Origin of the sequence: Parendozoicomonas callyspongiae (assembly GCF_023502345.1) — a bacterium.
Taxonomy (GTDB): Bacteria; Pseudomonadota; Gammaproteobacteria; order Pseudomonadales; family Endozoicomonadaceae; genus Sansalvadorimonas; species Sansalvadorimonas callyspongiae.
Genome location: NZ_JAMFLX010000042.1, coordinates 1 through 25,008, shown reverse-complemented (window position 1 = coordinate 25,008; position 25,008 = coordinate 1). Strand labels below are relative to the sequence as shown.

General features: G+C 36.3%; 22 protein-coding genes. 1 reads left to right on the top strand and 21 read right to left on the bottom strand.

Annotation, left to right across the window (positions count from 1 at the left end; all coding sequences use genetic code 11):
• The first annotated feature begins 172 nt into the window (after positions 1–172).
• Positions 173–1,441: an O-antigen ligase family protein gene (locus tag M3P05_RS19190; RefSeq protein ID WP_249701729.1), complete on the top strand. Its 1,269-nt coding sequence runs from the start codon at positions 173–175 to the stop codon at positions 1,439–1,441.
• Between the two features lie 23 nt (positions 1,442–1,464).
• Here the strand turns inward: M3P05_RS19190 and M3P05_RS19185 are convergent, their stop codons facing one another.
• The 21 genes from M3P05_RS19185 to M3P05_RS19085 form a co-directional block, all read right to left on the bottom strand.
• Positions 1,465–3,495 carry a polysaccharide biosynthesis protein gene (locus M3P05_RS19185; protein WP_249701728.1) on the bottom strand — a complete coding sequence of 677 codons (2,031 nt, stop codon included), beginning with the start codon at positions 3,493–3,495 and terminating at the stop codon, positions 1,465–1,467.
• A 31-nt stretch (positions 3,496–3,526) separates the two neighbouring features.
• Positions 3,527–4,699, bottom strand: coding sequence for a DegT/DnrJ/EryC1/StrS family aminotransferase (locus tag M3P05_RS19180; protein ID WP_249701727.1), 1,173 nt, complete (start codon positions 4,697–4,699; stop codon positions 3,527–3,529).
• 530 nt (positions 4,700–5,229) lie between these two features.
• Entirely contained in the window at positions 5,230–5,859 is a 630-nt protein-coding gene (locus M3P05_RS19175; RefSeq protein ID WP_249701726.1) for a sugar transferase, read from the bottom strand.
• 5 nt (positions 5,860–5,864) lie between these two features.
• Positions 5,865–7,016 carry a glycosyltransferase family protein gene (locus tag M3P05_RS19170; protein WP_249701725.1) on the bottom strand — a complete coding sequence of 384 codons (1,152 nt, stop codon included), beginning with the start codon at positions 7,014–7,016 and terminating at the stop codon, positions 5,865–5,867.
• Positions 7,016–8,152, bottom strand: a complete 1,137-nt coding sequence (gene wecB / locus M3P05_RS19165; RefSeq protein WP_249701724.1) for a non-hydrolyzing UDP-N-acetylglucosamine 2-epimerase — start codon at positions 8,150–8,152, stop codon at positions 7,016–7,018. The genes M3P05_RS19170 and wecB overlap by 1 nt, the downstream gene beginning before the upstream one ends.
• Positions 8,153–8,172: 20 nt before the next feature.
• Positions 8,173–9,309, bottom strand: coding sequence for a UDP-2-acetamido-2,6-beta-L-arabino-hexul-4-ose reductase (wbjC, locus tag M3P05_RS19160; RefSeq protein ID WP_249701723.1), 1,137 nt, complete (start codon positions 9,307–9,309; stop codon positions 8,173–8,175).
• 3 nt (positions 9,310–9,312) lie between these two features.
• Positions 9,313–10,347: a polysaccharide biosynthesis protein gene (locus M3P05_RS19155; RefSeq protein ID WP_249701722.1), complete on the bottom strand. Its 1,035-nt coding sequence runs from the start codon at positions 10,345–10,347 to the stop codon at positions 9,313–9,315.
• 3 nt (positions 10,348–10,350) lie between these two features.
• The gene (locus M3P05_RS19150; protein ID WP_249701721.1) at positions 10,351–11,148 is read right to left on the bottom strand and encodes an AglZ/HisF2 family acetamidino modification protein; all 798 of its coding nucleotides are present in this window, start codon (positions 11,146–11,148) and stop codon (positions 10,351–10,353) included.
• A 1-nt stretch (position 11,149) separates the two neighbouring features.
• The gene (hisH, locus tag M3P05_RS19145; protein ID WP_249701720.1) at positions 11,150–11,764 is read right to left on the bottom strand and encodes an imidazole glycerol phosphate synthase subunit HisH; all 615 of its coding nucleotides are present in this window, start codon (positions 11,762–11,764) and stop codon (positions 11,150–11,152) included.
• Positions 11,761–12,894 (bottom strand): N-acetyl sugar amidotransferase, encoded by a 1,134-nt coding sequence (locus tag M3P05_RS19140; RefSeq protein WP_249701719.1) that lies wholly within the window; start codon positions 12,892–12,894, stop codon positions 11,761–11,763. The genes hisH and M3P05_RS19140 overlap by 4 nt, the downstream gene beginning before the upstream one ends.
• A gap of 9 nt (positions 12,895–12,903) precedes the next feature.
• Positions 12,904–14,184: a hypothetical protein gene (locus M3P05_RS19135; protein WP_249701718.1), complete on the bottom strand. Its 1,281-nt coding sequence runs from the start codon at positions 14,182–14,184 to the stop codon at positions 12,904–12,906.
• A 194-nt stretch (positions 14,185–14,378) separates the two neighbouring features.
• Positions 14,379–15,614 (bottom strand): lipopolysaccharide biosynthesis protein, encoded by a 1,236-nt coding sequence (locus M3P05_RS19130; protein ID WP_249701717.1) that lies wholly within the window; start codon positions 15,612–15,614, stop codon positions 14,379–14,381.
• Positions 15,601–16,950, bottom strand: a complete 1,350-nt coding sequence (locus tag M3P05_RS19125; protein WP_249701716.1) for a capsular polysaccharide export protein, LipB/KpsS family — start codon at positions 16,948–16,950, stop codon at positions 15,601–15,603. Before M3P05_RS19125 ends, M3P05_RS19130 begins: the two co-directional genes overlap by 14 nt.
• Before the next feature lie 4 nt (positions 16,951–16,954).
• Positions 16,955–17,992 (bottom strand): nucleotidyltransferase family protein, encoded by a 1,038-nt coding sequence (locus M3P05_RS19120; RefSeq protein WP_249701715.1) that lies wholly within the window; start codon positions 17,990–17,992, stop codon positions 16,955–16,957.
• 309 nt (positions 17,993–18,301) lie between these two features.
• Positions 18,302–18,991: an acylneuraminate cytidylyltransferase family protein gene (locus M3P05_RS19115; protein ID WP_249701714.1), complete on the bottom strand. Its 690-nt coding sequence runs from the start codon at positions 18,989–18,991 to the stop codon at positions 18,302–18,304.
• Positions 18,991–20,043, bottom strand: a complete 1,053-nt coding sequence (locus M3P05_RS19110) for an N-acetylneuraminate synthase family protein (RefSeq protein WP_249701713.1) — start codon at positions 20,041–20,043, stop codon at positions 18,991–18,993. Before M3P05_RS19110 ends, M3P05_RS19115 begins: the two co-directional genes overlap by 1 nt.
• Positions 20,040–20,894 (bottom strand): glycosyltransferase, encoded by an 855-nt coding sequence (locus tag M3P05_RS19105; RefSeq protein ID WP_249701712.1) that lies wholly within the window; start codon positions 20,892–20,894, stop codon positions 20,040–20,042. Before M3P05_RS19105 ends, M3P05_RS19110 begins: the two co-directional genes overlap by 4 nt.
• Entirely contained in the window at positions 20,891–21,475 is a 585-nt protein-coding gene (locus M3P05_RS19100; protein WP_249701711.1) for an acyltransferase, read from the bottom strand. The genes M3P05_RS19105 and M3P05_RS19100 overlap by 4 nt, the downstream gene beginning before the upstream one ends.
• A gap of 99 nt (positions 21,476–21,574) precedes the next feature.
• On the bottom strand, positions 21,575–22,237 hold the full coding sequence (locus M3P05_RS19095; RefSeq protein ID WP_249701710.1) for a PIG-L deacetylase family protein: 663 nt from the start codon (positions 22,235–22,237) through the stop codon (positions 21,575–21,577).
• Positions 22,237–23,115 (bottom strand): formyltransferase family protein, encoded by an 879-nt coding sequence (locus M3P05_RS19090; protein ID WP_249701709.1) that lies wholly within the window; start codon positions 23,113–23,115, stop codon positions 22,237–22,239. The genes M3P05_RS19095 and M3P05_RS19090 overlap by 1 nt, the downstream gene beginning before the upstream one ends.
• 112 nt (positions 23,116–23,227) lie before the next feature.
• A complete protein-coding gene (locus M3P05_RS19085) occupies positions 23,228–24,418 on the bottom strand; it encodes a UDP-N-acetylglucosamine 4,6-dehydratase (protein ID WP_249701708.1) in 1,191 nt (396 codons plus the stop codon).
• Between the last annotated feature and the right edge of the window lie 590 nt (positions 24,419–25,008).

Below are 25,008 nucleotides of genomic sequence, written 5' to 3'. Positions count from 1 at the left end.
AGTGCTTGAAAATTTGCTCAGAATTTGAGCACCCTCCCCCATAGTTTCTGTATACTTACTGCCAAGCAAACATAGGCACAATAATTTCTGTATATTACAATGCACAGTCTGCCTATATTAATGTAAAGTGTATCCCTTTGTAATCTTTTAGCATTAAACAATGAGTTCGAATATGGCAGTAGCACCTGCACGTTACTCACCAAAGTGGCTTGAGCAACTTGATTTCTTGATCAAAAACTATTTGTTACCGTTTGGGGTATTTCTGCAGCTTACAGGCATGCTCTGGATAGGGTCTAATGGTGGATATATAACTCAAACATACATTTGGTGTCTTTTCCCTGGATTAATATTGCTGACAATAAACACTTATAAAAGCAAGTTTAGATTCCAATCTAAGGAAATGACCACAAGTGAAAAGCTCATCATTCTCCTTTTTTTATGGATAATCATAAATCCATTTTTCACAAGCGAAGCGTTAAGCTTTAATTATGAAATCAACAGAGTATTAAAAATCTCTCTCTATCTCTATGTAATAAGAACACTTGTAATCTACTCAAAAAGAGTAAGCACAGAGAAAATTTTATTTATTTCTGCAATCATTGCCACTGCATTTGCATTAATTACGATGACTCATCACTATGGTATTCTCGACAAACAAATGGGAATTCGAGCACTTGGGCTTGGAGGAAGTGGCTATAGAATAGCTGGACTAGAAATTGGAGAATTCGCAGATTTTAATAACCCCATATTAGCTTCCCTGTATTATGGATGCTTTACTTCCATTTTTTTAGGGTATCTGCTTTCAACGCTCCCTAACAAAAAAACATGGCCTCTGGCAGTGGCTGGATTGATTATTTTAGCAATCTTTATTCTCTTATCAGGATCGAGAGGTCCCCTTATTGCTTTTATAGCCATGACAATTGTAGGAATATTTTCACAAGAATATCCTTTGAAAAAATATCTAATAATCACAACTTGCATTGTATCCGGGATAATGTTTTTAATATTCTTTGAAGAGATAATTTCTCAGATACAATATGCCATCTCAGACGGACTGAATTGTCGCGTACCACTTTGGCAACAAACTATCGAATATATTTCAAGAGCGCCTCTTTATGGCCATGGCATAAGTAATAGTTTTGAAGCAACCTGCCAAGGAGTACATTTCTTCCAGCCACATAACATTCCTCTTAACATAGCTTATTATTGGGGCATACCTGCCGCCACCCTATATTTACTTGTAATAATATATGGATTAAAAATTGGACTAACAGGAAGAACTTGCTTTCTAAAAAGAGCAGCATCACTACTTCTTATATTTGGTTTTGTTGGAATGTTAACAGACTCATATAGTTTCCTAGTAAGGCCAGATTTCCAGTGGCTGCTCTTCTTCTTACCAATCTCCCTATTAGCAGGTATCGAAGCAAGGTTAAAATTGTAAGTCTAGAAATTGTTGGAGGCCTATTATTCGTGGGCCTCCACTACTCTCTGACTACTCGTTTCTGCTACTCTATCCTGACTCATCCAATCTACAACACTCGAAGTCGATGAGAATCCATGAATATATTTTGATAAGACAACTTTTAGCTCATCAAAATCTCTTCTATTGAGAATAATTAATATCCTATCAAGTTGGTCACAAAAGCCTAGCCACTTTTCCTTTGTCTCAACCGCCATACTAATCTTTGGATGGTCAGTGAAATGTACATTGTCACCAATCAAAAGTTCTTCATAAAGTTTTTCACCAGGTCTCAGCCCTGTAAAAGTTATAGAAATATCACCATCAGGATTATTCTCATCTTTTACAGTTAACCCCGAAAGGTTGATCATTCGTTTAGCCAGTGAGGTTATTTTTACTGGCTTACCCATATCTAAGACAAAAACCTCTCCTCCTGTCGCCATAGCACCAGCTTGAATTACCAATAATGCCGCTTCAGGAATGGTCATAAAGTAACGATTGATTTCTGGATGAGTCACAGTGACAGGTCCACCTGTACGTATCTGCTCCCTAAACAGCGGGATGACTGATCCACTTGAACCGAGGACATTTCCAAAACGCACCATGGTAAAGCATGTTGAAACCAAAAAGGATTCTTCCTTTTTAAAACCAAACCGCTCTGCATGGTAAAGTTTTACAATTTTTTCATCAGCTAATCCTTGCAGCACCATTTCAGCAAGTCTCTTAGATGCCCCCATAATATTTGTGGGCCGTACAGCCTTATCCGTTGAGATCAGAACAAAACGCTCTACATTGGTGATGATTGCGGCCTGTGCAGCGTAAAGAGTCCCCAAAGTATTGTTTCGCAGGCCCTCCTCAATATTATGTTCAACCATTGGCACATGCTTATATGCTGCGGCATGATAAACCGTTCCGATACTGAAACGACTCATGGTTTCGACTAATCTCTGAGGATCATTTACTGATCCAAGTACAGCAGGAATTTTTGTTAGGCGACATTCGGAAAGTGTTTCTTGCATCCTCCGTAAATCTTGCTCAATTGCGTATAGGTTAAATTCAGAATGATCGTAAAGAACTAAGCAACTTGGCCTTTGCTGGAGGATTTGCCTACAAAGTTCAGATCCAATTGATCCCCCTGCACCTGTTACTAGAACTGCTCTACCCGTTATGCATAGTTCTAACAAACCTTCCCTTGGGGCAACCTCTTCCCTTCCTAGAACATCACCAATATCAACATTCTGAATCTCCTGCATTTTCATGCGACCGCTTGCTAAATCCGCCATAGACGGGATTGAACGAATCGGTAACCCAAATTGCTCAAGTGTTTGTACAATTTGCTTTCGGCGTGACCTTGTTGCCGAAGGGATTGCCAATAATATTTCTTGTGCACCACTTTCCTGAAGCATTTGATTAAAATGCTTAGGGCGATAAATTTTTCGCCCCTGAATTGCACGACCAGCGTTATCTCTTTTATCGTCTAAAAATGCTACTGGCTGATACTCAAGCCCTTTGTCAAGGGCAGACATTAATTGCACTCCAGCAGCACCCGCACCATAAATAGCAACGGGTACTCCATGGGATGAATGACCAATTTTTCTAGGAAAAAATTCTGGAAAAATATCAGCAAGCGTTTCACCCAGGAGCCAAGAGCGCATAAGGTAACGAGATATGGTCATCACTGGAAGCAGCATAAGCCAATAGATGAAAGGTATTGACCGAGGAAGATGATTCTGACCAAACATAAATCCAAAAAGCATCAGACAAATTGCAGCATAACTACAGGCTTTTAGTATGGTAACAATAGAATCAGTTCCCATATACCTCAACACTGCTCGATACAAACCCATTCGAACAAGAATGGGAAGAGTGGTAACAATCGCAATTATATATGTAGGAAAATAATGAATAATTGAATCAGTAATCCCAATGCGAATGTAAAACGCAAGCTCGAGACAAACTATAATAGCAATAGTGTCGAACAGTACACCTATGAGCCTTTTTCTTGAGCGAGGAAGTGAAAGCAGAAGCTGACGCATTCTAGGTTTTTCCTGATGTTAATTATAGCAGTTAAGATGCGATGCTCATCACTTCTTTTATCACTGCAGCTGTCTTTTTAATTTCGCTCTCAAGCAAAGTCGGGTGTACAAGAAACATAAGGCTTGTCTCACCAAGTTCTTTAGCAACAGGAAGCGGTTCATCAGGGCGTAAACCACTACCATCGAATGCTTTCTCTAAATATACCTCAGAACAAGATCCTTGGAAGCAAGGTATACCACGGCTATTAATTTCATCTATGATCCGCGCTCTAGTCCAACCATCATTCAAGAAGTGAGGTCTCACGAAAGCATAATATTTATACCAAGCATGCTCTATATGATTCGGTGGAACAGGTACCCTAAGGGCAGGAATAGATCTACAAACCTCACCAAGTATATCAGAATTTTCTGCTCGTTTGTTGGTCCAATCGCTCATGCGTTTTAATTGAATCCGCCCAATCGCAGATTGCATCTCAGTAATACGCCAGTTTGTTCCAAAAGATTCATGCAACCAACGGTACCCCTGTGGATGCTCTCGGTTATATACCGCATCATATGATTTTCCATGATCTTTATAAGACCACATTTTATTCCATAGTTCTTTATTATTAGTGGTGACCATTCCCCCCTCACCACCAGTTGTCATTATTTTATCTTGACAAAAAGACCATGCCCCAATATCACCTAAAGAACCAACTCTCTGGCCTTTATACTTTGCGCCATGAGCCTGAGCACAATCTTCAATAACAAATAGATTATGCTCTTTGGCAAGAAGGTTAATATCATCCATTTCACAAGGCCACCCAGCCAAGTGAACACAGATTATTGCTTTAGACTTGGGAGTAATTACTTTCTTAATTGTCTCAGCAGTAATATTTTGGGTATCTCTGTCTACATCTGCAAAAACTGGAGTTGCACCTGCATTGACGATACAACTAACTGAAGCAAGAAAAGTACGTGAGGTTACAATTACCTCATCACCACATTTTACATCCAAGGCTTTTAATGCAATATCTAAAGCCAGTGTTCCATTTCCAACTGCTACTGCATACTCAGATCCACACCATTTCGCAAATTCATTTTCAAATTCCCGACTTTCGCTCCCAGTCCAGTAATTTACTTTATTAGAAAGTAAAACACTGCGTACAGCATTTGCTTCTTCTTCAGTGTATGATGGCCAAGGCGATAATGAAGTATTTAACATAATTTACAATTTCTAATTAATAAAACTTTTAAGTATCATCAAAGAATCTATTTGGATACCAGCTTATAGTCATAATTTAGATAACTACAAGATGAATATTCCTTTTCTTTAATGCAATAAATTCTTTTCCGAGACAATCTGTCACATAGACTTATTGTTCAGGCTCAACATACAATCGACTTTGACAATTCCATAATGAGCAATGCTGTTATTCCGATCTTTAGAGATAAACATTTACTTCTAACAAAAAAGCCTAATCCTGAATCAACAAAAGGTATCAGCAAGTTTACTTGACACTTATTACTTAAACATACAAGTGTGACGTGTAATTAGGAGAGTGAGTTCTTTGAACTAAAATTTTATATTAGCAATATATGATACCTGCACTGACTTTCTAACATCATCAGCATATAAAGAATCACTGATATCCAACACATTAATATCTTCTAAAGTGTTGATTTAAAAAAACACTATGCCTCGCAGATACATATAAAACATTAATTTCAGACACAGTTATTTAAATTATTGGTTCATTCATCTTTTTCTCGACTTGTCGCTAGCGATGAAGCATCACTTCCTTCAAAAAATGGCATTGTTGCATGATCATCTGCACTGATACCTTCTCGAAATATAACCTTCTTAACAGTAAGAATGAGAATTTTAAAATCCAGCCACAAGGTATTATTATCAACGTACCATACATCAAATATAAATTTTTCATCCCATGAAATTGCATTTCTTCCATTTATTTGTGCCCAACCTGTAATACCTGGTTTAACTTCATGGCGACGAAACTGTTGTGCTGAGTAAAGTGGCAGGTACTGCATAAGCAAAGGCCTCGGGCCTACCAAGCTCATATCACCTTTTAATACATTCCAAAACTCAGGCAATTCATCTAAGCTGGTTCTACGTAAAAATAATCCGAAAGGAGTAAGACGTTCATTATCTGGAAGGAAATTTCCACTTTTATCCATGGCATTTTTCATAGTTCGAAACTTAATCATTTCGAAAGGCTTTCCATCCTTCCCAGGCCGAGTTTGTCGGAAAATTACTGGTAAGCCCATTGATCTAGATATTTTCCATGAGACATATAACATGGCTGGTGAAAAAATAATTAAAGCACATGCGGATAAAATAATATCAATGAGACGTTTTAACATTTGTCTTAGCCACTACACACTATGTTAATAATACGATCAACAAAATAATCAATGCTAAGTTTATTTTTAAGTTCTTCGGAACATTCTAAAGAAATATCTAGCTGTGACTCTAGTAAAAAAAATGCTTTTACCAGTTCTTTCTCATCTGGGTTAACAGTAATTCCAAGATTGTTATCAATAATCCACTTTGAAACAGATGTTTCTCTTCCACATATGGCCAATATCTGGCATCCAGATAATACATATGAAGATGATTTACTTGGAAAGGCATAGTGCGTCACCTCATCATCAATTGGTAACATCGCCCATGGGAATTGCTTAACAACTGAAGCAGCTTCCGGTGCTGGCAAATACCCCATACAAGATACCTGTGGGTATGATTTTGCTAACAACTCAAGGTCCTGAGTAAAGATTCCTGATCCTATAAATGTGAATTCAGCCTTACCGCCATTATCTAAATAGCTACGTATTGAAGAAATCAATAGCGGAATACGTTGAAGGCGGCCAGCATTTCCACAAAAAACAATACCTCTCTTCTTCGATTTCTCATAATTACTACTGTTAACTTCAAATGATGGGTTATCAACCAAGTATGTTGCTACATCAGATGACGATCTTTTCTTAAGATAAGAACTCATATCATCAGATAATGTAATAACTGCAGAAGCATTAGATATTGTAATGTTATCTATGAACTTTAATAGCTTATACAAAGGTCCATAAAGTGGAACAACAATATTTGCTGCTTCCGGATGAATGTCCTGAAGGTGATAGTAGTATTTTGAACCGGATATTCTACTGTAGATATAAACAATAAAGGGAACCAAAATAGGTGGATCTGTTGCCACATATACTTTTTTAGGTCGCATCATTATTAAACAGGCCGCAACCCAAAGCATAAAGTAAATTGCTTCAAGAGCCCTTATAACAATACTGCTGGATGAAGTAGTTAAGGATTTACATACCTTGAATAATACACCATTTCCTCTTTGATTATTATCGAGTAAGGAATGTAAATTATCACTGCTCTGTGTAATGACAGTAACTGACTTTTTAGCCGATGCACTTTCTGCAAAGCGTAACAACGCCTCTCCAATCACCTGATTAGCCGGCCAAAAACTTCTATTTACAATAGCTATTTCTGTTCTTTCAAACATTAGTACTGTTTCCATACAGTACGCATTACATAATCTCGGTAGCTTACTATTATGCGAACAACCTTTTCAGCAACATTTGGCATGCTATAATCATTGACCAAACGCATTTTCCTTCCCGCCTCATTACTACTAGAATCATCGTTAAGTAAATCAAGTCCTTGCATAACGCGACAGGCCTCTAAACCAACCATCATCACAGCCCCTTCTTCCATACCTTCGGGACGCTCATGGGCTTCACGTATATTGAGTGCAGGAAAATCGAGTATAGAAGACTCTTCGTTTATTGTTCCGCTATCAGACAAAACTACTTTAGCATTCAATTGAAGTTTGTTGTAATCCTTAAACCCCAAAGGTTTAAGAAGTTGAATTTTTTCGTTGAATTGTATACCTAAGCTATCGATTTTTTTCTTTGTCCTAGGATGAGTTGACACTATCACGGGTAGATTGTATTTTTCTGCAACTAAATTCAGAGTATTAACAAGTTTCATGAAGTTTTTATCTGAATCAATATTTTCTTCACGGTGTGCGCTTACAACAAAATAATTACCCTTTTTCAAGCCAAGTCGCTGGAGAACTTCGGATGACTCAATACCATCCTTATAGTATCCCAAGACTTCAAACATTGGACTCCCAGTTTTAATGATACGATCTGGAGGCAACCCTTCAGCTAATAGGTAGTCACGTGCAATTGTACTATAGGTTAGATTTATATCTGAAGTATGATCAACAATACGGCGATTTATTTCTTCTGGCACACGCATATCAAAACAGCGATTTCCTGCTTCCATATGGAAGGTAGGAATTTTTCTACGCTTAGCAGGTAACACTGCCATACAGCTATTTGTATCCCCCAGCACAAGTACAGCGTCAGGACATACTTTCTGAAGAATACGATCAACGGCGATAATTACATTTCCAATCGTTTCTGCACCACTTCTTCCTGCTGCCTCAAGAAAAAAGTCAGGTTTGCGTATTCCTAAATCCTGGAAGAATATCTCATTTAATTCATAATCATAATTCTGCCCAGTATGCACAAGAATATGATCACAACACTGATCAAGCTTTGCAATTACACGAGATAAGCGAATAATTTCAGGCCGGGTTCCTACCACGGTCATTACTTTCATTTGTTTCATTATCATCTATTCTAAATGGTTCAAGCCGAATGGGTTAATTGACATGAATATGTGTCTGGTCTTTGTCTATCGAAAATTTCATTAGCCCATAACATAACAATCAACTCATCTTCGCCAATATTTGTAATATCATGACTCCACCCTGGAACAGTTTCTACAATTTGCGGCTCGTTTCCATTTGTAATGACTTCATGACATTCGCCTGATACCATATTCTTAAATTTGAACTTAGCTGTGCCCTTTATCACCAAGAATTTTTCAGTTTTTGTATGATGATAATGTCCCCCTCGAGTTATTCCAGGATGTGCTGTAAAATATGAGAATTGGCCAGCATCATTTGTCTTTAGCATTTCAACAAAGGTACCTCGTGAATCTTGATGTGAAGGAATTTCATATTTGAATGATTCCTTCGGAAGATAACTGAGGTATGTTGAATACAGCGCACGAACAAGCCCGCCACCAACATTTTCTGTTTGTAAGTTTATTCGGCTTTTCTTAAATTGATAAAGTTGATCTGCCAACTTGCCAACCGTTGTCTTGTACTTTTGATCAACTTCATAATATGGATTTTTTACCTGATCCACATTCACTTGATTTATGCCATCCATTTGATTGACGAACGTGTCAATTACATCATCGATGTACACCAGATTTAGCAATGAATCACGGTCATGAATTTCAACGGGAATATCATTTGCAATATTATGACAAAATGTTGCAACTACAGAATTATATTTTGGCCTTGACCACTTACCAAAAACATTCGGCAAACGATAAATATACACCGGAATTTCATATTTATCTCTTAATGAAATAAGTACTTCTTCAGCTGCCCTTTTTGATTTTCCATAATCATTATCTAGATCTGCCTGGATAGAGGAAGTGTATATAATAGGGGCTTTACATTTGGAGTATGCTATAGATCTGGCAAGATGGTCGGTTAAACCAACATTACCACTCTGGTATTCTTTAGGATCTTTTGGTCGATTAATTCCAGCAAGATGAAATATAAAATCAATCCCAGATAGAGACTTGATTAGGTCATCTATGTGGTCATTTCTATCAAATGTTACTACTTCAATATCTTTTCGCTCTTTTAAATGCAAAAGGAGGTTCTTTCCAATGAAGCCATTTGAGCCAGTGATCAATACTCGCATGTTTTAAATCTCCGGACTAATGAAGCACCCTTCACATACAGATCGAATATACTTTAGCTTTAATAACATCTTCTCCATTGCGACGACATCTAACTGGTTAGTATTATGAGAGTTATAGTCCTCGGCATGGGATATTTCCTCTTCTCCCTGCTCAACAAACTTGCTGTAATTTAAATCACGAAGATCAGGTGGAATACGGTAGTATCCTCCAAGATCTTCAGCACATACCATTTCTTCCCTACTTAATAAAGCTTCATAGAGTTTTTCCCCATGACGCGTTCCAATCTCTTTGAGAGGGTGCTCAGGTTTCCCCAATAGTTTACACAATGCTTTTGCGAGAATACCAACAGTCGCTGCAGGAGCCTTCTGAACAAACATATCACCGTTATTACCATGTTCAAAGGCATATAGCACCAAGTCCACAGCATCTTCCAGCGTCATCATGAACCTGGTCATATTCGGATCAGTCACCGTAATTGGTTTATCAGCGCGAATTTGCTCAACAAATAACGGTATAACTGAGCCACGTGAAGCCATTACATTCCCATAACGAGTGCCACAAATAATAGTTCTTTCAGCATTGACACTTCGCGATTTGGCCACCATGACCTTTTCCATCATCGCCTTGGAAATACCCATTGCGTTAATAGGGTATACCGCCTTATCAGTGCTCAGACAAACTACACGTCGAACTTCATTTTGTATCGCAGCTTCCAAGACATTATCTGTACCAAGAATATTTGTCTTAACAGCTTCCATTGGGTGAAATTCACACGATGGTACCTGCTTTAAGGCTGCAGCATGGAAAATATAATCGACTCCACGCGATGCATTTAGAATACTCTGGTAATCTCGCACATCACCAACGTAAAACCTAAGCTTTGAACATGCGTATTTTTTACGCATATCATCTTGCTTCTTTTCATCACGACTGAAAATTCTTATTTCTGCGATCTCAGTATCTAGAAATCTATCAAGTACAGCATTTCCAAAAGAACCAGTACCGCCAGTGATTAAGACGCTCTTTCCTCTAAACAATTTTTATTTCTCTGCGTAAGTGGCTAAACCAGACATACAAATCTTGTCTTTCAGCTCTGAGTTTGGATAGTTTATCAATACAGCCTTATAAGGCCCTTTAAAAACAAATAAGCTGCCTGCAGAGCAGCCAACAACTCCACATGAAGATATTAATTTCTCGATATCCTCCAATTTCCCACAACCACCGAGTATAGTTAGAGGTACTCCAAGCTCCCTTCGCATCGTACTAGCCATATCAAAGTCATATCCATTCATATGTCCATCATTGTCAATAGAATTGATTACAACTTCCCCAGCACCAGCCTTTTGCATTTCTAAAGCAAGATCAACAGGGTTCACCTTATGCACTTTTCTTCCATTGTGAGTACATACTGAATACCCCTTTGAAAATAGCCCTGTTTTTTTTCTAACATCAATAACTACAGCTACACTTTGTCTACCTATAGCGTCTGATACATCTGTTACAAAGCTGCTATTACTGATCGCAGCCGAACTAATTGCGACTTTTTCAACCCCTAACCCGATTATTCTTTTAGCTTGCTCAACTGTTCGTACTCCTCCTCCATAACAAAGAGGCATTCGACATTCTGCGGCTAAATGTTCAATCATTTTATAATCAGGTTCTTTACCTTCAACAGTTGCATCTATATCAAGAACTACTAGTTCATCAGCCTCTTTTTCATTGAAAATTTTAACAGCATTTATTGGGTCGCCTACATATTTTGGGTTCTTGAACTCAACTGTTTTGACTAAACCGCGCTGGTGAACAAGTAAGCAAGGAATTATCCGAGGTCTTAGCACGTCAAAGCTCCGCAAAATTTTTCAGCAACATAGCCCCCCAATGGTGGCTTTTTTCCGGATGAAACTGCACTCCAAAGATATTATCTTTTTGGACTGCACAACAAAGATTGAATCCGTATTCGGCAGATGCCAATCTATTACTTTGATCCTTACAATCAAAATAATAAGAGTGAAGAAAGTAAAACCTGGCATCATCTGAAAAACCCTTGAATAAACCAGATTCACTATGGGGATATACATCATTCCAGCCCATGTGCGGCATTGGAAGGCTTGAGGATGCGGGGTTGTTTGCAAAACTGCAGACATTGGCATCAACCCAGCTGAGACCATCACAAACCCCCTCCTCACTAGAACTTGCAAGAATTTGCATTCCAACACAGACTCCTAAAACTGGAATCTGTTCGCAATTAACAAGCTCCTCGAGTCTCTTACGCATACCAGATGCATTCAAAAGATTCATGGCATGATCAAAGGCGCCAACTCCAGGAAGAATAACCTTAGAAACATCCGTTAATTGATCTTCATTACAAGCTCTTGTTGCATCAATTCCAAGCTTTTTATACATGGTCAAAAAAGCCTGAATATTTCCCAAACCATAATCAACAACATGAATCATCGAAAAAGCCTTCTTTCCAAGCCCAAAAGTCGCATAACCTGTGCCCCTAGCCCAATAGCCCACCGTTTGTTCTTGTAATCGTTATAGGTTTTATTTTTTCCATCAAATAACATTTTCAGCTCGGTTGTGGACAAACCCAATTTATTGGCAACAAATTCAAATTCTTGAGTCAAGAAGTGTTCATCCATTTCTGGTTTACACAATCTTTCAAGTGCTTCTTTTCTAGTCATCTGACCAGTCATAATTAGACTAGAAAAGTGTGCCCGGCGTTTTTGATAACCAAACTTACGCGGCATCCAATAGTCTTCATAAAATCTAGTAAAACGAGACTCATGATGTTTATGCTGAAATCTCTTCCAACCATATGATTTCTCAAGTGTTGATTCCGCTTCACTCTTTATATATGGAACGTAGTTAAGGGGTTTTACTATCTTCATTCCAAGAATTTTTTGGTAAAAAATCTTGTAAGTAAAAATATCAATTATTGGGAATGAAGATAATTTTTTCTTGCCAAACTGTGAATGTATATCATTAATAAGCTTTTTATCAATACCTGGATATGCCCCCCAATTTTCAGGTTCTCGACAACATTCTGTAGAGAAGTTCCCTCCTGTAAGAACGTATTTTATGTCGTGTTTACGAGCAAACTTATACAGAGCCGAAAAGAATGCAACATCTTGAGGCATATCTTGATCGGAAATTTGGGATTTAAGAAATGCTACTTGAAGATCCTTCATCTCCTCCCAGTTTATAACCTCTGTATACAAATCAAGCCCAAGGCCATCAACTAACTTTTCAATATTTCCAACTGCCTGATCAGTATTCCAGCCTGCATCTACATGGAATAATAAAGGCCTTAGCCCCATAATTTCTTTAGCAATATAAGCAGTATATGAGCTGTCTAAGCCCCCACTTAATCCAATAATGCAATCAAAATCCTTACCAATTCCTGCAGACTTAATCTTATTAGCAATTGTTTGTAATTGAGATGAGCCTTTCTCACCTGTGTGCCAGTTTGGTACTATTTCTGTTTCAAAGTTACTACAATAGTCACACACACCTTGATCATTGAATTTTATATTCGGATCTGATGTGTCCATCACACATTTTGTACAAATTCCATATTCCATATCAACGCCTTAAAGATATAAATGCGGCAAAGACACTTTATTATGTTCTTTTTGGTAAAGAACAACGCCAGTGACAAACCAGACAAAAGGATCTGTAAAGAAAATTGCTCCACCGATAAGACCCATGATGAAGTAATATATAAACAGCATCGAGTATAAACTTTTTTTATTAATTACAGAGTAATAAAGAAGAGACAGGAGCTTTAAATACACTGGAATTGCTAAGAACAGCCCCCCCAAAAACAAATACGCAATGGGAGTAAAATGTGAGTAATGAGTTGTAAACTTAATATTATCTTCACCATAAAAGAATGTAAAAGTGGCCCCTAAACCACGCCCAAAGGCAATGTTCAGTGCATTATCATCTACAGCATCATACGCTGCCAAGGCATCATATATTCGACCACTAGTCACTTCATTTAATAAATCAAGGTTATAATTGTCTGGATCAAAACCAACCACAGCATCAATAAACCTGAAATATCTACCCATCATTCCATAATCAGAACCAATATTCGCATGATAAACGCCAAAAAGAAAAAAGCTAACAAGAAATATAACTAGCAATCCATATATTAGTCTTTTTTTATTTTGAAAATTAACAAAATAATACAGGAACAAAACAGCTAGAATTGCCAGTAATACAGAGCGCTTTCCTGTTAAAGTAGCAGCGACTATAAAAAGCAATAAAAGGAAATACTTTCTTTTTAACGCACTATAAAATACTGGATAAGCAAAAAGAACACCAGCTCCATAGTATGGGATATAACCCAGATAGACGAGGAAGAAATAGATGATTGTCATAAAGGACAATATATAGCCAGCTGAGAATATCTTTGAATGGAAGTATTGGAAAGTTGCTGGCTGCTCTTTTGCCAGAAAATAACCGAATGATATTCCGAGAATAGGTAGAGACAAAGGAAACAGGTGAGCTAATGTTGCTTTATTGAAAGGGTTACAAAAAAGTCCGTAAATTACTACCACCGGCCCATATATCAACATGTACTTTATAAAAATATCATCAGGAATTTTCATCCTAATCATAAAACTGCAGACCATAATTATGATTGCCGGATAAAAAAATAATTTTGGGAAGTTTGCAACCCATTTTCCTATAAGCCAATATCCCATGTCTGTAATAAGACCCAAGGAAATAATAGCTAATAATATTATAAAAAAATATTTACCAATATAATAACCTGTATTTGTAAGGTTATCCTGCACCTCTACTTTCAAAAGTTTCTCTCTAATCATCACAATTTTTGTAAAAAGTACAACTACACGTTGCACATATAGAAATATGTAAGTATGAATGCACAGCCAAATTTAATGGGCTTGAAATAATCACGTACTAGAACTTAATTTTTCAGGTGCTAATTATTTTATTTTGTGAGACATAAATTGACCTAGTAACGCAAGCATTGTTGAGTTTTCTTAATAGAAGTTGTTCAGAAGAGAGAAATACAACTTTATAAATTACCTAGTTAACTATGGATATACTCTCTTCTATATACCAATATACATACTAGTAGTGAAGCAAAACGTGAAATCATTATTACAGATGCGAACTGATGTATTTCCCCATCAAAATAATAAAAATATGGAAAGGCAAGTACCATAACTGAAACGGATACTGTGGAAGAAATAGAAACAAATTTCTCCTTTGATATTCCAATAAAATACCAATCAAAAAATGATATTGCAGCGACAATAATCGCTGAAAAATATATTATCGATAGAATGTATCCAGTTTCCATTATTGCGTAATCAGGGTAGAACTTATCTACGAGGAAAGTTGCGAAGTACCCAAATATTGGAGCGGTAAGACTGCCAACAATCAAAAAGAACGCTATAACTTTATAAATCCATTTATTAAATAGTACTTTTCCATCATTATTTACAAGCAATGTCACAATTTTTGGACCAAGTATTCCAAACAACATTGAACTAGCTAAAATCATCCCCTGGTAAGGAATCATTAAAAATGAATATACTCCAAGTCCATATACTCCCCAAATTAATCCAACAGAATATCTATCGAGACTAGTTGAAAAGTTTTTAATGGCATTTGAGAGATTAACATGAAAACCATGTTTGATAATTTGTTGTAATTCTTGCTTTACTAACCCACCAAATTTTGAATTTCTTCTCCTAAAATAAGGTACGGAGTATGCTGCAGCAACGAGAACAAATGATAGACATTCACTTAAAAATGCACCTAGCAGTTGGTATTCATCAACCATGAAGTACATTAATAATAATACCATCATGGATTTAGTTAGCAGCATACTTGAAAATACTAGTACAGCTTGTTTACCTCTATTGTATGCCTCGATAATATTGTAGAAAATGGCACAACAAGATAACAATGCAACCAACATTATTATATCGAGATACTCATCAAAAAAAAGCCAACCAATCAGTATGCAAAAAATGCCAACACAAGATACCCCTAATACTCCATATATGACTGCAATCTCAAAATTGTTATTACAGCATTGATTATTATGGTACTTCTGGGAAGTAAGTTTTAAAACATACTCGCCCGACCCAAATCCCCCCACGTAAATAATATAGACATACAATATCATTACCAAGGAATATTGACCAAACCCCTCAACTGATAATGCTTTTGCCAAAAAACCGAACTTAGTGAATGAGAGCAATGTTGCAATTGTGTAAAACAACAAATATAGAAAGTAGCGTTTAGTGATTTGCATTTTTTCTTTCTATATATTTTTTAATTGACTTGGATATTTGCTCCATCTCAAGCATATTTGATTTGAGAGACCAAGAGCCATCAACCATTAATTTTCCATAATCAATACATGATAATACATGTCTTGCCAGTTGCTCCTTTGATTCTTGAGAAATACTTTTTGGATGTTGATCTATATACTCTCGAATCTCTGAAGAAGTAGTTTTACTATTAATATGCTGATAAAAATTTTCACTAGGAAAGTAATATGGATGTGAATAGCATAATACCGGAAGCCCCCTAATAGCACACTCAAAACCCACAGTACCTGTCCAAACCAAGACTGCATCATAGCTTGATTTCAATGAGTTAGATGCTACTTCTGGCGGACAAAATACTACATTTTCGAGATGTTCCAACTTCGAGTAAAAATCTGAACTTCGATAGCCAACAACATTTGGGTGCTCTTTGACAAGAAAGCATAAATCACTATGTTCTGCGATAAATGATAATAGCTCTCTTTCATAGTCGATGATGTTTAAGTCTTCACACCAATAATCAATAGTTGCCTCAGGGCACATTTGCAATGGAACATAGATTGTAGTTCCATCATACGTAGATAATTTTTCCTTCCACTTTTTATCACCTACATTCAAAGGTGGCATAAACTGAAAGCATTCTTTTGCTAACATTTTTGTTTGCCAATAGTGACAATTATAATAGTCGCCTGATGTTAACCTTTTAATTGAAAAATATGGTATTTTAATTGCGTTCCTCACCCACCTTTTCAAGACGTCCAGATTTAAATCATTACCGGTTTTTTTAATAAATGATGGTAAATAGTCAGTAGATTCAATATTACAAAGGAATTTTTGTATTTCTTTTTCATCTGGCTCTCTTAAATAATTATATTCTCCTCTAGAAGAAATTCTAAAATACCCATTAGCAAATACATTTACCAGGCCAATGAATAAAATCCCTCGCTTCAAAGATTCCCTGTGGAACAAGTCCATAACATAAGAATCTATAGTCTCTGAAATAACAATTTCAGGATTAGCTTTATCAAATACTTGAACAACAGCATCACGCATACAATTTAGGTGAAGAAGAGCTTCTTTCTTTGACAAACTTCGCAGTAACCTGCATCGCTCTATGATATCCTTCTCTTCATCCTTAAAATCAAACGCTTGATTCCTATTATTTTTTAAGTTCTTATAATACTCATCAACTAAACCACTTTGATCAACTGTTTTGTGTAAGCTTGCGAGTACAGAAACTCCATCTGGATACATTTCTTTTGAAATGTTTTCAAGATAATCGTCTGACCAAGGACCAACATAACACAATATTTTCATCATAAATCTACGCAAACAGGCTTAAATCATTTTGTGCCTTTAATAAATCTTCTTTCTTTCCAATATCAATCCAGTAATCCCTCATTGGATATACTTTGGCAGCTCCATTCTTACCAGATATTTTTAGAATTAAAGAAGGCATATCATAAAAGGTATTTATTGGAATATGTTGCAAAGCAGCCTTAGATACAACATATATTCCAGCATTTACATTAAAGGATTGTGTTGGTTTTTCATATAAACTTTCTACATTTCCATTTTCATCTGAGACAACAACTCCGTAAGGGATAGTGTAATCATATGTTCTTACGCACATAGTAACTTCAGCTTTATTTTTCGAATGAAAGTCAAGCATGTCTACATAAGAGAGTGAAGTAAGAACATCAGCATTAACTACAAAGAATGATTCACTTATGTCTATATTCGACATTAAACTTAAAGCGCCTGCTGTCCCAAGTCTCTTCTCTTCTTCAATATAAGTTATTGAAACTCCAAAATTAGAGCCATCTCCAAAGTATTGAGAAATGACTTCTTTTTTATAATTAACGCAAAGGATGAACTTAAAAAAACCTTGATCTCTAAACTGCTCAATCAAATGACAAAGCATTGGTCTCCCACCAACATCAAGCATTGGTTTAGGTATATTTTTTGTAAGTTCACCTAATCGGCTACCTAGCCCCCCTGCCATAATAACAACATGATTTTCCTTAGAGCATATTTCATACTCATCTAATATGAAAATTTCCTTGAGATTGTTTTCTTCATCAACCAGCGGCATATGCCTTCTGTGTAAAGTTTTCAGTTTTGATACAATAGAAACTTCTAAAGACCCTTCTAGCATTGTTATGGGGTTATAATTTATAACCTCTTTTACCGAGCTACAATCTTTAAGAATGCTTCTACGAAGATCTCCGTCAGTCACTACTCCAATTAACTTATTATGACAGTCAACGAACGCCAGAAAGCCAACTCCAGTAGCATCAATTGCCCTAATTATATCTGTTATTGAGGTGACATCCTCAAGTTTCACAGAATATTTAACCATTCGTACTCACCAAGAACTTATACTCTAATAATTTAGAGTCACAAGTTATTAAAAAGGTAACAACATGAGTTGTTACCTTAACTTACATAATGAACAATAAATATCTTAGATTTAAATCATTAAGTGCCAATATTCTACTCATAACTATTGACAAGTAACATCGACATTAGAATTCACAAGAACTACAAAATGGCATATGCACATTGAATTGATTTCGTAACTTTCATACACTGATAACCATGATTGACATTAGTCCTGAACAATTATTATATAAAACAATATGTTCAGACTCACTTATCCAACATTTCTTTAAATGTTTTCTGATCGGTGAATCAAATATTCAGCATATTGAAAATCTTCAATTGTATCTATATCAACTGACCTTTCCCTTGGCATAACATATGCGAAAGTTTTATCACTTTCATAGACACCTAAATGTATTAACCTACTGTCAAACACATATATTGCACCGTTAGGGTATACTGATGCCTTATAATCCTGTCGATTTTTTAGCTCTGGTAATGCTTCTTGTTCATTGATTAGCCTGCCATCATCTTCTAAAAACCTGTGCCAGTGAATCGGGTGATGTTCGTAGCAATAACTGATTACTGAATCTGCTTTCTTTTTACTATACAGTGAGATAGCCTCGTCGATATCATAACTACTTCTAAGAGGTGAAGTTGGTTGCAAAACACAAAATTCTGAGAGTTTTAGACCTTCATTTTCATCAATCCATTCTAGCAAATGCTTGTAGTTATCTATGGCAAGGGAACTATCTTCAGCCAGATGACCCGGCCGAATAAAGGGAATTTCTGCTCCTGCATCTTTGGCTACTTTAGCGATCTCACTACAATCTGTTGAAACAATTACTCTTGTAATAACTGCGGATTTTAAAGCTGCCTCGATTGTATATTGAATCAGAGGTTTTCCTGCAAGTGGCAAAATGTTTTTTCGAGGTAACCCCTTAGAGCCACCTCTTGCAGGAATTACAGCCAGCATTACATCAAATCCTCTTTTCGAATGATGTGGTCATATTCAAGATCTTTATTAATTTTTAAGCCAACAACGAACTCTACCATTTCAGGCTTCAAGCCAGTACCAGGTCGCTTAAAACCAATATCATTAATACTGATCACTTCACCGGATTTCATTTTACGCTTCAGAACAAGGCTTCTACGAAATTCAACTTTCTTTTCTTGAGTTTCTGTAGCAACGATCCGCTTACTACCTAGAGCATCCTGAATTCTCTTTGCTCCATTCGTAATTGCAGACATTTCTGCATAATTTGCAGAAACCTTATGATCCCAACCCTCCATTTCTTTATCTAGAGTAAAATGTTTTTCAACTACGCGGGCTCCTAAAGCAACTGCTGCAAGTGGAATCTCTATGCCAATTGTGTGATCTGAAAATCCAATATTATATTCAGGGTAAATACTCATCAGAGTTTTTATATTATTAAGATTCACATCACAATCACATGGAGGATAAGAAGAAACACAATGGAGAATTACAATATCTTTATTCCCAGCCTTTTCAATTGTACTTATGGCTTTGTCAATTTCGTTTAGATCACTAAAACCAGTTGATATAATTATTGGCTTTCCCTTTCTTGCTAAATAATCTAGAAAAGGATAGTTATTCAAATCCATAGATGCGACTTTAACAAAAGGTGCATCAAGAGTATCAACTAAGAAATCTGCTTCTTCTCTACTAAACGGTGTAGAGCTGAAATCAATTCCTACTTCATCACAGTAAGCTTTTAGCATTATAAGCTCAGATTCTGATACAGAGTAAGCTTCAACAATTTCTTCTAGGGTGTAGTCATTTCTATCCCGGTAATCATCTCCAAGAAAATAATTGTCTTCATACTTCTTTCGACAAAATACTGAATCTTTAGTCCAGCTTTGAAACTTCACACAATCTGCACCAGCTTCTTTCGCCTGGTCAATTAGCTTTCTCGCTAAATCCATGTCTCCATTATGGTTTGCCCCAATTTCTGCAATTACATAGGGCTTTGCATCTTTCGCAAGTATCTTACAAGTTGTGCTCATAATTGTTTCCTAGCTACAAGTTCAGGTAATTCCCACCACAATGGGTTAGCCATATTAGAGGGAACTTGATTATTATCACAGGTAAGCTCACGGTTTTTAACCGCATTTAGTAGTATCAAATTCTCTTCGTAGATTTCTTTATATAAAGATGAAATTTCAGCCATCGCTGAGAAATGTAGATCTCTAACATTTAAAACATATTCCAGTTTTGAATCACAGATTCTTCCAGATCCAACCAGGTTTTCACAGTGTTGGCGGTAGTGGCTCTTAGTCTCATTACTATATATTGCCCTAGCCCCGTTAGATAACAACCTTGAGAATAAATACCAATCTGCGGCCACTACATCGGCAAAGACAAAATCATCCTCAATGAGTTTTAATCTCATTGCAGTATTTGTCATTCCGAAAAGGTTCTTATCTAATATATAACCATGCTCTATTCTGGTTTTGTTTTTCAGTCTTGTTCCTACAAAATCTATTTCTTTAGTACTACCAAACGTTTGAAGCTCATTTACATAAATATCATTACCCTTTAATCCATTAACAGATGCCTCAACTCTATTAGGATAAAATAAATCGTCAGCATCTCCCCAAATGGCTATGTCATATCCTTGTTTCTTAGTATGGTTAAGTAATATTTCTCTATTTTTAACCGGACTTGTTCCCGGTTCAAGTATCATAACCCGCTGCTTTAATGCGTTTGGAATACTTAACCCTACATCTTCTAATCCGTCATTAACAATAACGATATCAAAATCATTATATGTCTGATTCATCAGAGAAGAAAAGAACCCCCCCATATACTGAGAGATACTTGGAAATACTGTTGTAATGAAAGCAATCTTAGTCATGCTTTAGTCTTCAAAAATTTTTTTTCTAACTTTAAAAGTTCCTGACTTCTTTTTTTAATTTTTTTTACAGGTGAACCAAAATATATACACCACTCATCTAGGGATTTTGTTACGAGCGAGTTGGCACCGACTGCAACTCCATCACCAATATTAACTCTAGGTAGTATTACACTGCCAGAACCGATTATAGTATGTCTTCCTAGTGTGACTTTTCCAGAAACTGCTCCTGTAAACTCTGAGCTTACCGTCGGATTTGTCAGATGTTTCCCGCTATAATCATCAGTCTTGCCATATATCTTCACTCCATGCGATATTCCTGAAAAATCATGGAGCTCTATTCCACTACCTGCAGATAGAAGCGAATATCCAGCAATATGAACATGTTTTCCAATAATTATTTCGCCTTCTTCAGAAGCAACTAAAGTGCAATAGTCATCAATACGAGAATTACTATTTATGCTTATATATTCTGTACCGATTATCGTTGAATTTCTTGAAACTAAAACATCTTCGCCTAAATAATTAAAATTGAAAGATTTAAGCTCTTGCTGCGTATAATACCCTTTTTCAATATTCATCATTTAACTTATTATCATGCAATGAGCACTGGATTGAATTTTATTAAGATCAAAAAACGAATGCTTTGTTAGCCACTTAAATTTAGAGGTAAACCTCTTTTTTCACCAAGTTTCTTTAAGTATCATGAATGATTCAGCATACTCAACCCCACACTCACTACCTCTTAGTAGCGCAAGTGCTTTTATTGCTTCTTCACTTCGTGGAAATGGGTGATCTTGAATTTCACTTTCATATACCTTCATAACTCTAATTTTCAAATCTAAGTACGCTGTAATATTAGAGTACGAATTAGGATAAAAAGATCCTATTTGAGGTTTATTCAAAAAGTTCGTTTCAGACAAAGTTTCATACATAAATATTTTTTTAACAAAACCGTATCGGAAATTCTTAATTGCCGTCGAACATGCCGTGAAAACTTTATGATGGTCTGTGTGGACATCATTATAATAAGGAAGATATATATGTTCACTGCGCTCCTTATTTAGAACTTTCGAAAATGCACCAACAACTTCACCATCTGTATATCTATCTAATTCTGTTGTATTAAAATCTAGTTTAATTAATTTTATTCCAGAGTATATTTCTTTTACTTTTTCTAACTCAATGTTTCTTTTGTTTATACTTTGAGCTGAGTAATTATCAGGACTCATCCTGGAAAAGACAAGCCAAGTTACATCATCACCCAATTCTAGATGCTTCAAAATTGTCCCTCCGCAGCCCAGTGTTTCATCATCAGGGTGTGGAGCAACCACTAGAACTTTCATTAAAAGTATTCTCCAACAGCAGGGCTACTTTGAAAGCCATGATCAACAATTTTAATCGCACCATCATAGCATTTTACAGTTATCGATTTACCATCAGTCGCTATTATTTTACCAGGCTCAATATTCTTCTTTTCATAATTAATTTTTTCGACCTTCCAAACAGGTACATTATAACCTTTGTAGGTTATATGTGCTCCTATATAGGGATGAGTCAGAGCCCTTACAAGATTATATATGGCTCCTTTAGACATCCTAAAATCTATTAAGCCATCTTTTTCTCCCCTTTTTCTCCATTCATTGGCTGTTGAGAACTCTTGAGTGATTGGCTTGGCAGTTCCTATTTTTAATTGCTCTGTAAACTCTACAACTTGGCGCGATGCAATTTTTAATAATTTTTCGTAAACAGAACCTGCATCGTCAGCTTCTAAAATATCAAATCTCTCTTGAGAGAGTATATCTCCATCATCAGCCCCCTCTCCCATTATAAAAAAAGTACTGGCGCTTTCCCTCAATCCAAGAGCTAAAGTCCAAATTAATGGGTGTCTTCCTCTATTTCTTGGTAATTGTGTTGGATGATAGCCAATGACACCAATTTCTGGATATTCCAGTAGCTCTTTCTTTAATAAATAGCTCCACCCGAAACAATAGATGACATCTGGCTCACACTCCCTTGCAAACTCAAGAATTTTAGAATGATCATTTTTCTTAAGTGAAAGAACAGGTATTCTATTCCTACAAAGGGGAGTAAGATCTTTGTGATCGGAATTAAAGCTCGATTCTGAAAGAGTTATTACGCCACATATATCTTCCCCCGCTCTTATCAATTCATCAAGAAGTACATAACTGAATTTTACAGAGCCTATGAATAGAATCTTCATATCTGTTTCAACACCAATTTGAGAACATAACAAATATTTTTATTACTGCTGATTTTGATTAGTATTTAAGAAGAGCTTACCACATCATCGAATAATGAATACTGCATGCGTTTTACATTTTTTCATCAAGGTATTTACCTGTATCAAAATGACCAAATTCAGGTATTAACTTATTAAATTCTTTTACGATTTGATCTTTCACCCAATGTCTATTATCTTTCATTTCCTTTATTTTTTTCACAAAGCTATCCAATTTTGACTTATCATAGATAGGATCATTTTTTACGATACCCAAATTTTCGAAGCGAGTAATGTCCAGTTGCTCATCAGAGGTATGGAATTCTTCGAAATCCTTTTCTCCTGTAGTGTCACTTTTAACAAACAAGCATGGCCACTGCCCCTTTATTGGTAAATTTTCAGCGGCCTTTCGGGCTTCATCTTCTGTTTCACATAAGTATGGTGTAAATCCATTATTCTTTAAGTATTTCACAGCAATATCTGCAAAGCTTATTAAATGTAAATCCTCACTTAACTGAGGAAAAAAGATATCCCTGTTATCCCCGAAGATACAAGATAGCAAACAAAGTTCACCAGACTCTTTGGGTGTTACAAAATATCTTCGTACATCATTCGGTGCTACTATGGGCTGTTGTTTTTTTAGCCTTTGATCAAACCCATGTAGTAAAGAGCCATCTGAAAACGCTACGTTGGCAAATCGAGCAGTAGATATGGAAATATCTTTACTTTTATCCATTAGAAACATTTCCATGATCCGCTTTGATGCTCCCATCATATTAACTGGATTGGCAGCCTTATCAGTAGAAACACAGAAGTATTTTTTTATATTATGTCTAATTGCTTGATCAATGGTTTTAATCGTATTGAAAATATTCACATCAATCATTCGCATTAATGTGAAAGGATCTTTTTCGCTACGTACATGTTTTAATGCAGACAAGTTTAAAATATAATCGTACTTTCCATCACTTTCGAAGAAAACATCATACTCAATTGAACCAATATCTAAGGCAAAAGTTTTAAATTCTCCAGATATATACCCATAGGTACTTCTGATATCTCGAACTAACTCAACTAAATTATTTTCACTGATGTCTACTACGTGAATTTTTCTTGGATTTCTCTTAAAAATTTCTTTTGTAACTGCTTGACCTATTGAACCAGCCCCGCCGAGGACGAGAAAACTGGATTTTTGAACAATTTCGCAAAGTTCATCTTCACGTTTTTCAATATCTTTGGTAAATAGCAGGTTTGAACGACCAATCAGTGACAGCAAATCTTGCATGCCCCTCTCCAATCAGAAATTTGAGTTACGCTACCGCCCTCCAGCTTACGCTCGCGCTGGAAAGCAAAGCCAAAAAGGTGCCTTATTGGCGTTCTAAGTTTTCTAATGGCCCGAAATTTTACAGATTATTGCACCATACAACCAGCAGCATACACCCTCCCACCCAAGCAACTATACCTATCCAGCAAAACAAACTACTTATTACTTGTCTGCAAGGCCTATGACTTCAGAACTATTGCCTATATATATGTTTGATATCCGTGTTTTTTTCTTGTTACAAGCCACTCCTTTAAGCTTTTTGGTACTTTTGTTGTGGTTGCCAGCGCTACCCTGCAGATGCGAAATATTTGGAACACATATCTTATATACTGAACTTCCTCTTATCTGACGACGTAACCCTACTTCAAACACACTGTCTGTTGAATTTGTAAGGTACGCCCGCACTGTAGTGTACTTATTGATTCAGCTTCTAGATCATACCCACTGCCACCCATGCTGATACACTAATGGATCTTACTCAGCCCAACTTGTGTGGTGGAAAATGATCGTGAAAGCCTCATCCGAGCTACGAGTACCAAGTACAACCTTGA

Bases quoted from the DNA above. Each gene is read 5' to 3' on its own strand.
- M3P05_RS19095 (WP_249701710.1), bottom strand. From the start codon at position 22,237: ATGAAAGTTCTAGTGGTTGCTCCACACCCTGATGATGAAACACTGGGC.
- M3P05_RS19100 (WP_249701711.1), bottom strand. From the start codon at position 21,475: ATGATGAATATTGAAAAAGGGTATTATACGCAGCAAGAGCTTAAATCT.
- M3P05_RS19115 (WP_249701714.1), bottom strand. From the start codon at position 18,991: ATGCTGGCTGTAATTCCTGCAAGAGGTGGCTCTAAGGGGTTACCTCGA.
- M3P05_RS19085 (WP_249701708.1), bottom strand. From the start codon at position 24,418: ATGCAAGATTTGCTGTCACTGATTGGTCGTTCAAACCTGCTATTTACC.
- M3P05_RS19105 (WP_249701712.1), bottom strand. From the start codon at position 20,894: ATGACTAAGATTGCTTTCATTACAACAGTATTTCCAAGTATCTCTCAG.
- wecB (WP_249701724.1), bottom strand. From the start codon at position 8,152: ATGAAACAAATGAAAGTAATGACCGTGGTAGGAACCCGGCCTGAAATT.
- M3P05_RS19175 (WP_249701726.1), bottom strand. From the start codon at position 5,859: ATGTTAAAACGTCTCATTGATATTATTTTATCCGCATGTGCTTTAATT.
- M3P05_RS19090 (WP_249701709.1), bottom strand. From the start codon at position 23,115: ATGAAGATTCTATTCATAGGCTCTGTAAAATTCAGTTATGTACTTCTT.
- M3P05_RS19125 (WP_249701716.1), bottom strand. From the start codon at position 16,950: ATGATGAAAATATTGTGTTATGTTGGTCCTTGGTCAGACGATTATCTT.
- wbjC (WP_249701723.1), bottom strand. From the start codon at position 9,309: ATGCGAGTATTGATCACTGGCTCAAATGGCTTCATTGGAAAGAACCTC.
- M3P05_RS19190 (WP_249701729.1), top strand. From the start codon at position 173: ATGGCAGTAGCACCTGCACGTTACTCACCAAAGTGGCTTGAGCAACTT.
- M3P05_RS19170 (WP_249701725.1), bottom strand. From the start codon at position 7,016: ATGTTTGAAAGAACAGAAATAGCTATTGTAAATAGAAGTTTTTGGCCG.
- M3P05_RS19120 (WP_249701715.1), bottom strand. From the start codon at position 17,992: ATGGTTAAATATTCTGTGAAACTTGAGGATGTCACCTCAATAACAGAT.
- M3P05_RS19140 (WP_249701719.1), bottom strand. From the start codon at position 12,894: ATGGAATATGGAATTTGTACAAAATGTGTGATGGACACATCAGATCCG.
- M3P05_RS19130 (WP_249701717.1), bottom strand. From the start codon at position 15,614: ATGCAAATCACTAAACGCTACTTTCTATATTTGTTGTTTTACACAATT.
- M3P05_RS19110 (WP_249701713.1), bottom strand. From the start codon at position 20,043: ATGAGCACAACTTGTAAGATACTTGCGAAAGATGCAAAGCCCTATGTA.
- M3P05_RS19185 (WP_249701728.1), bottom strand. From the start codon at position 3,495: ATGCGTCAGCTTCTGCTTTCACTTCCTCGCTCAAGAAAAAGGCTCATA.
- hisH (WP_249701720.1), bottom strand. From the start codon at position 11,764: ATGATTCATGTTGTTGATTATGGTTTGGGAAATATTCAGGCTTTTTTG.
- M3P05_RS19180 (WP_249701727.1), bottom strand. From the start codon at position 4,699: ATGTTAAATACTTCATTATCGCCTTGGCCATCATACACTGAAGAAGAA.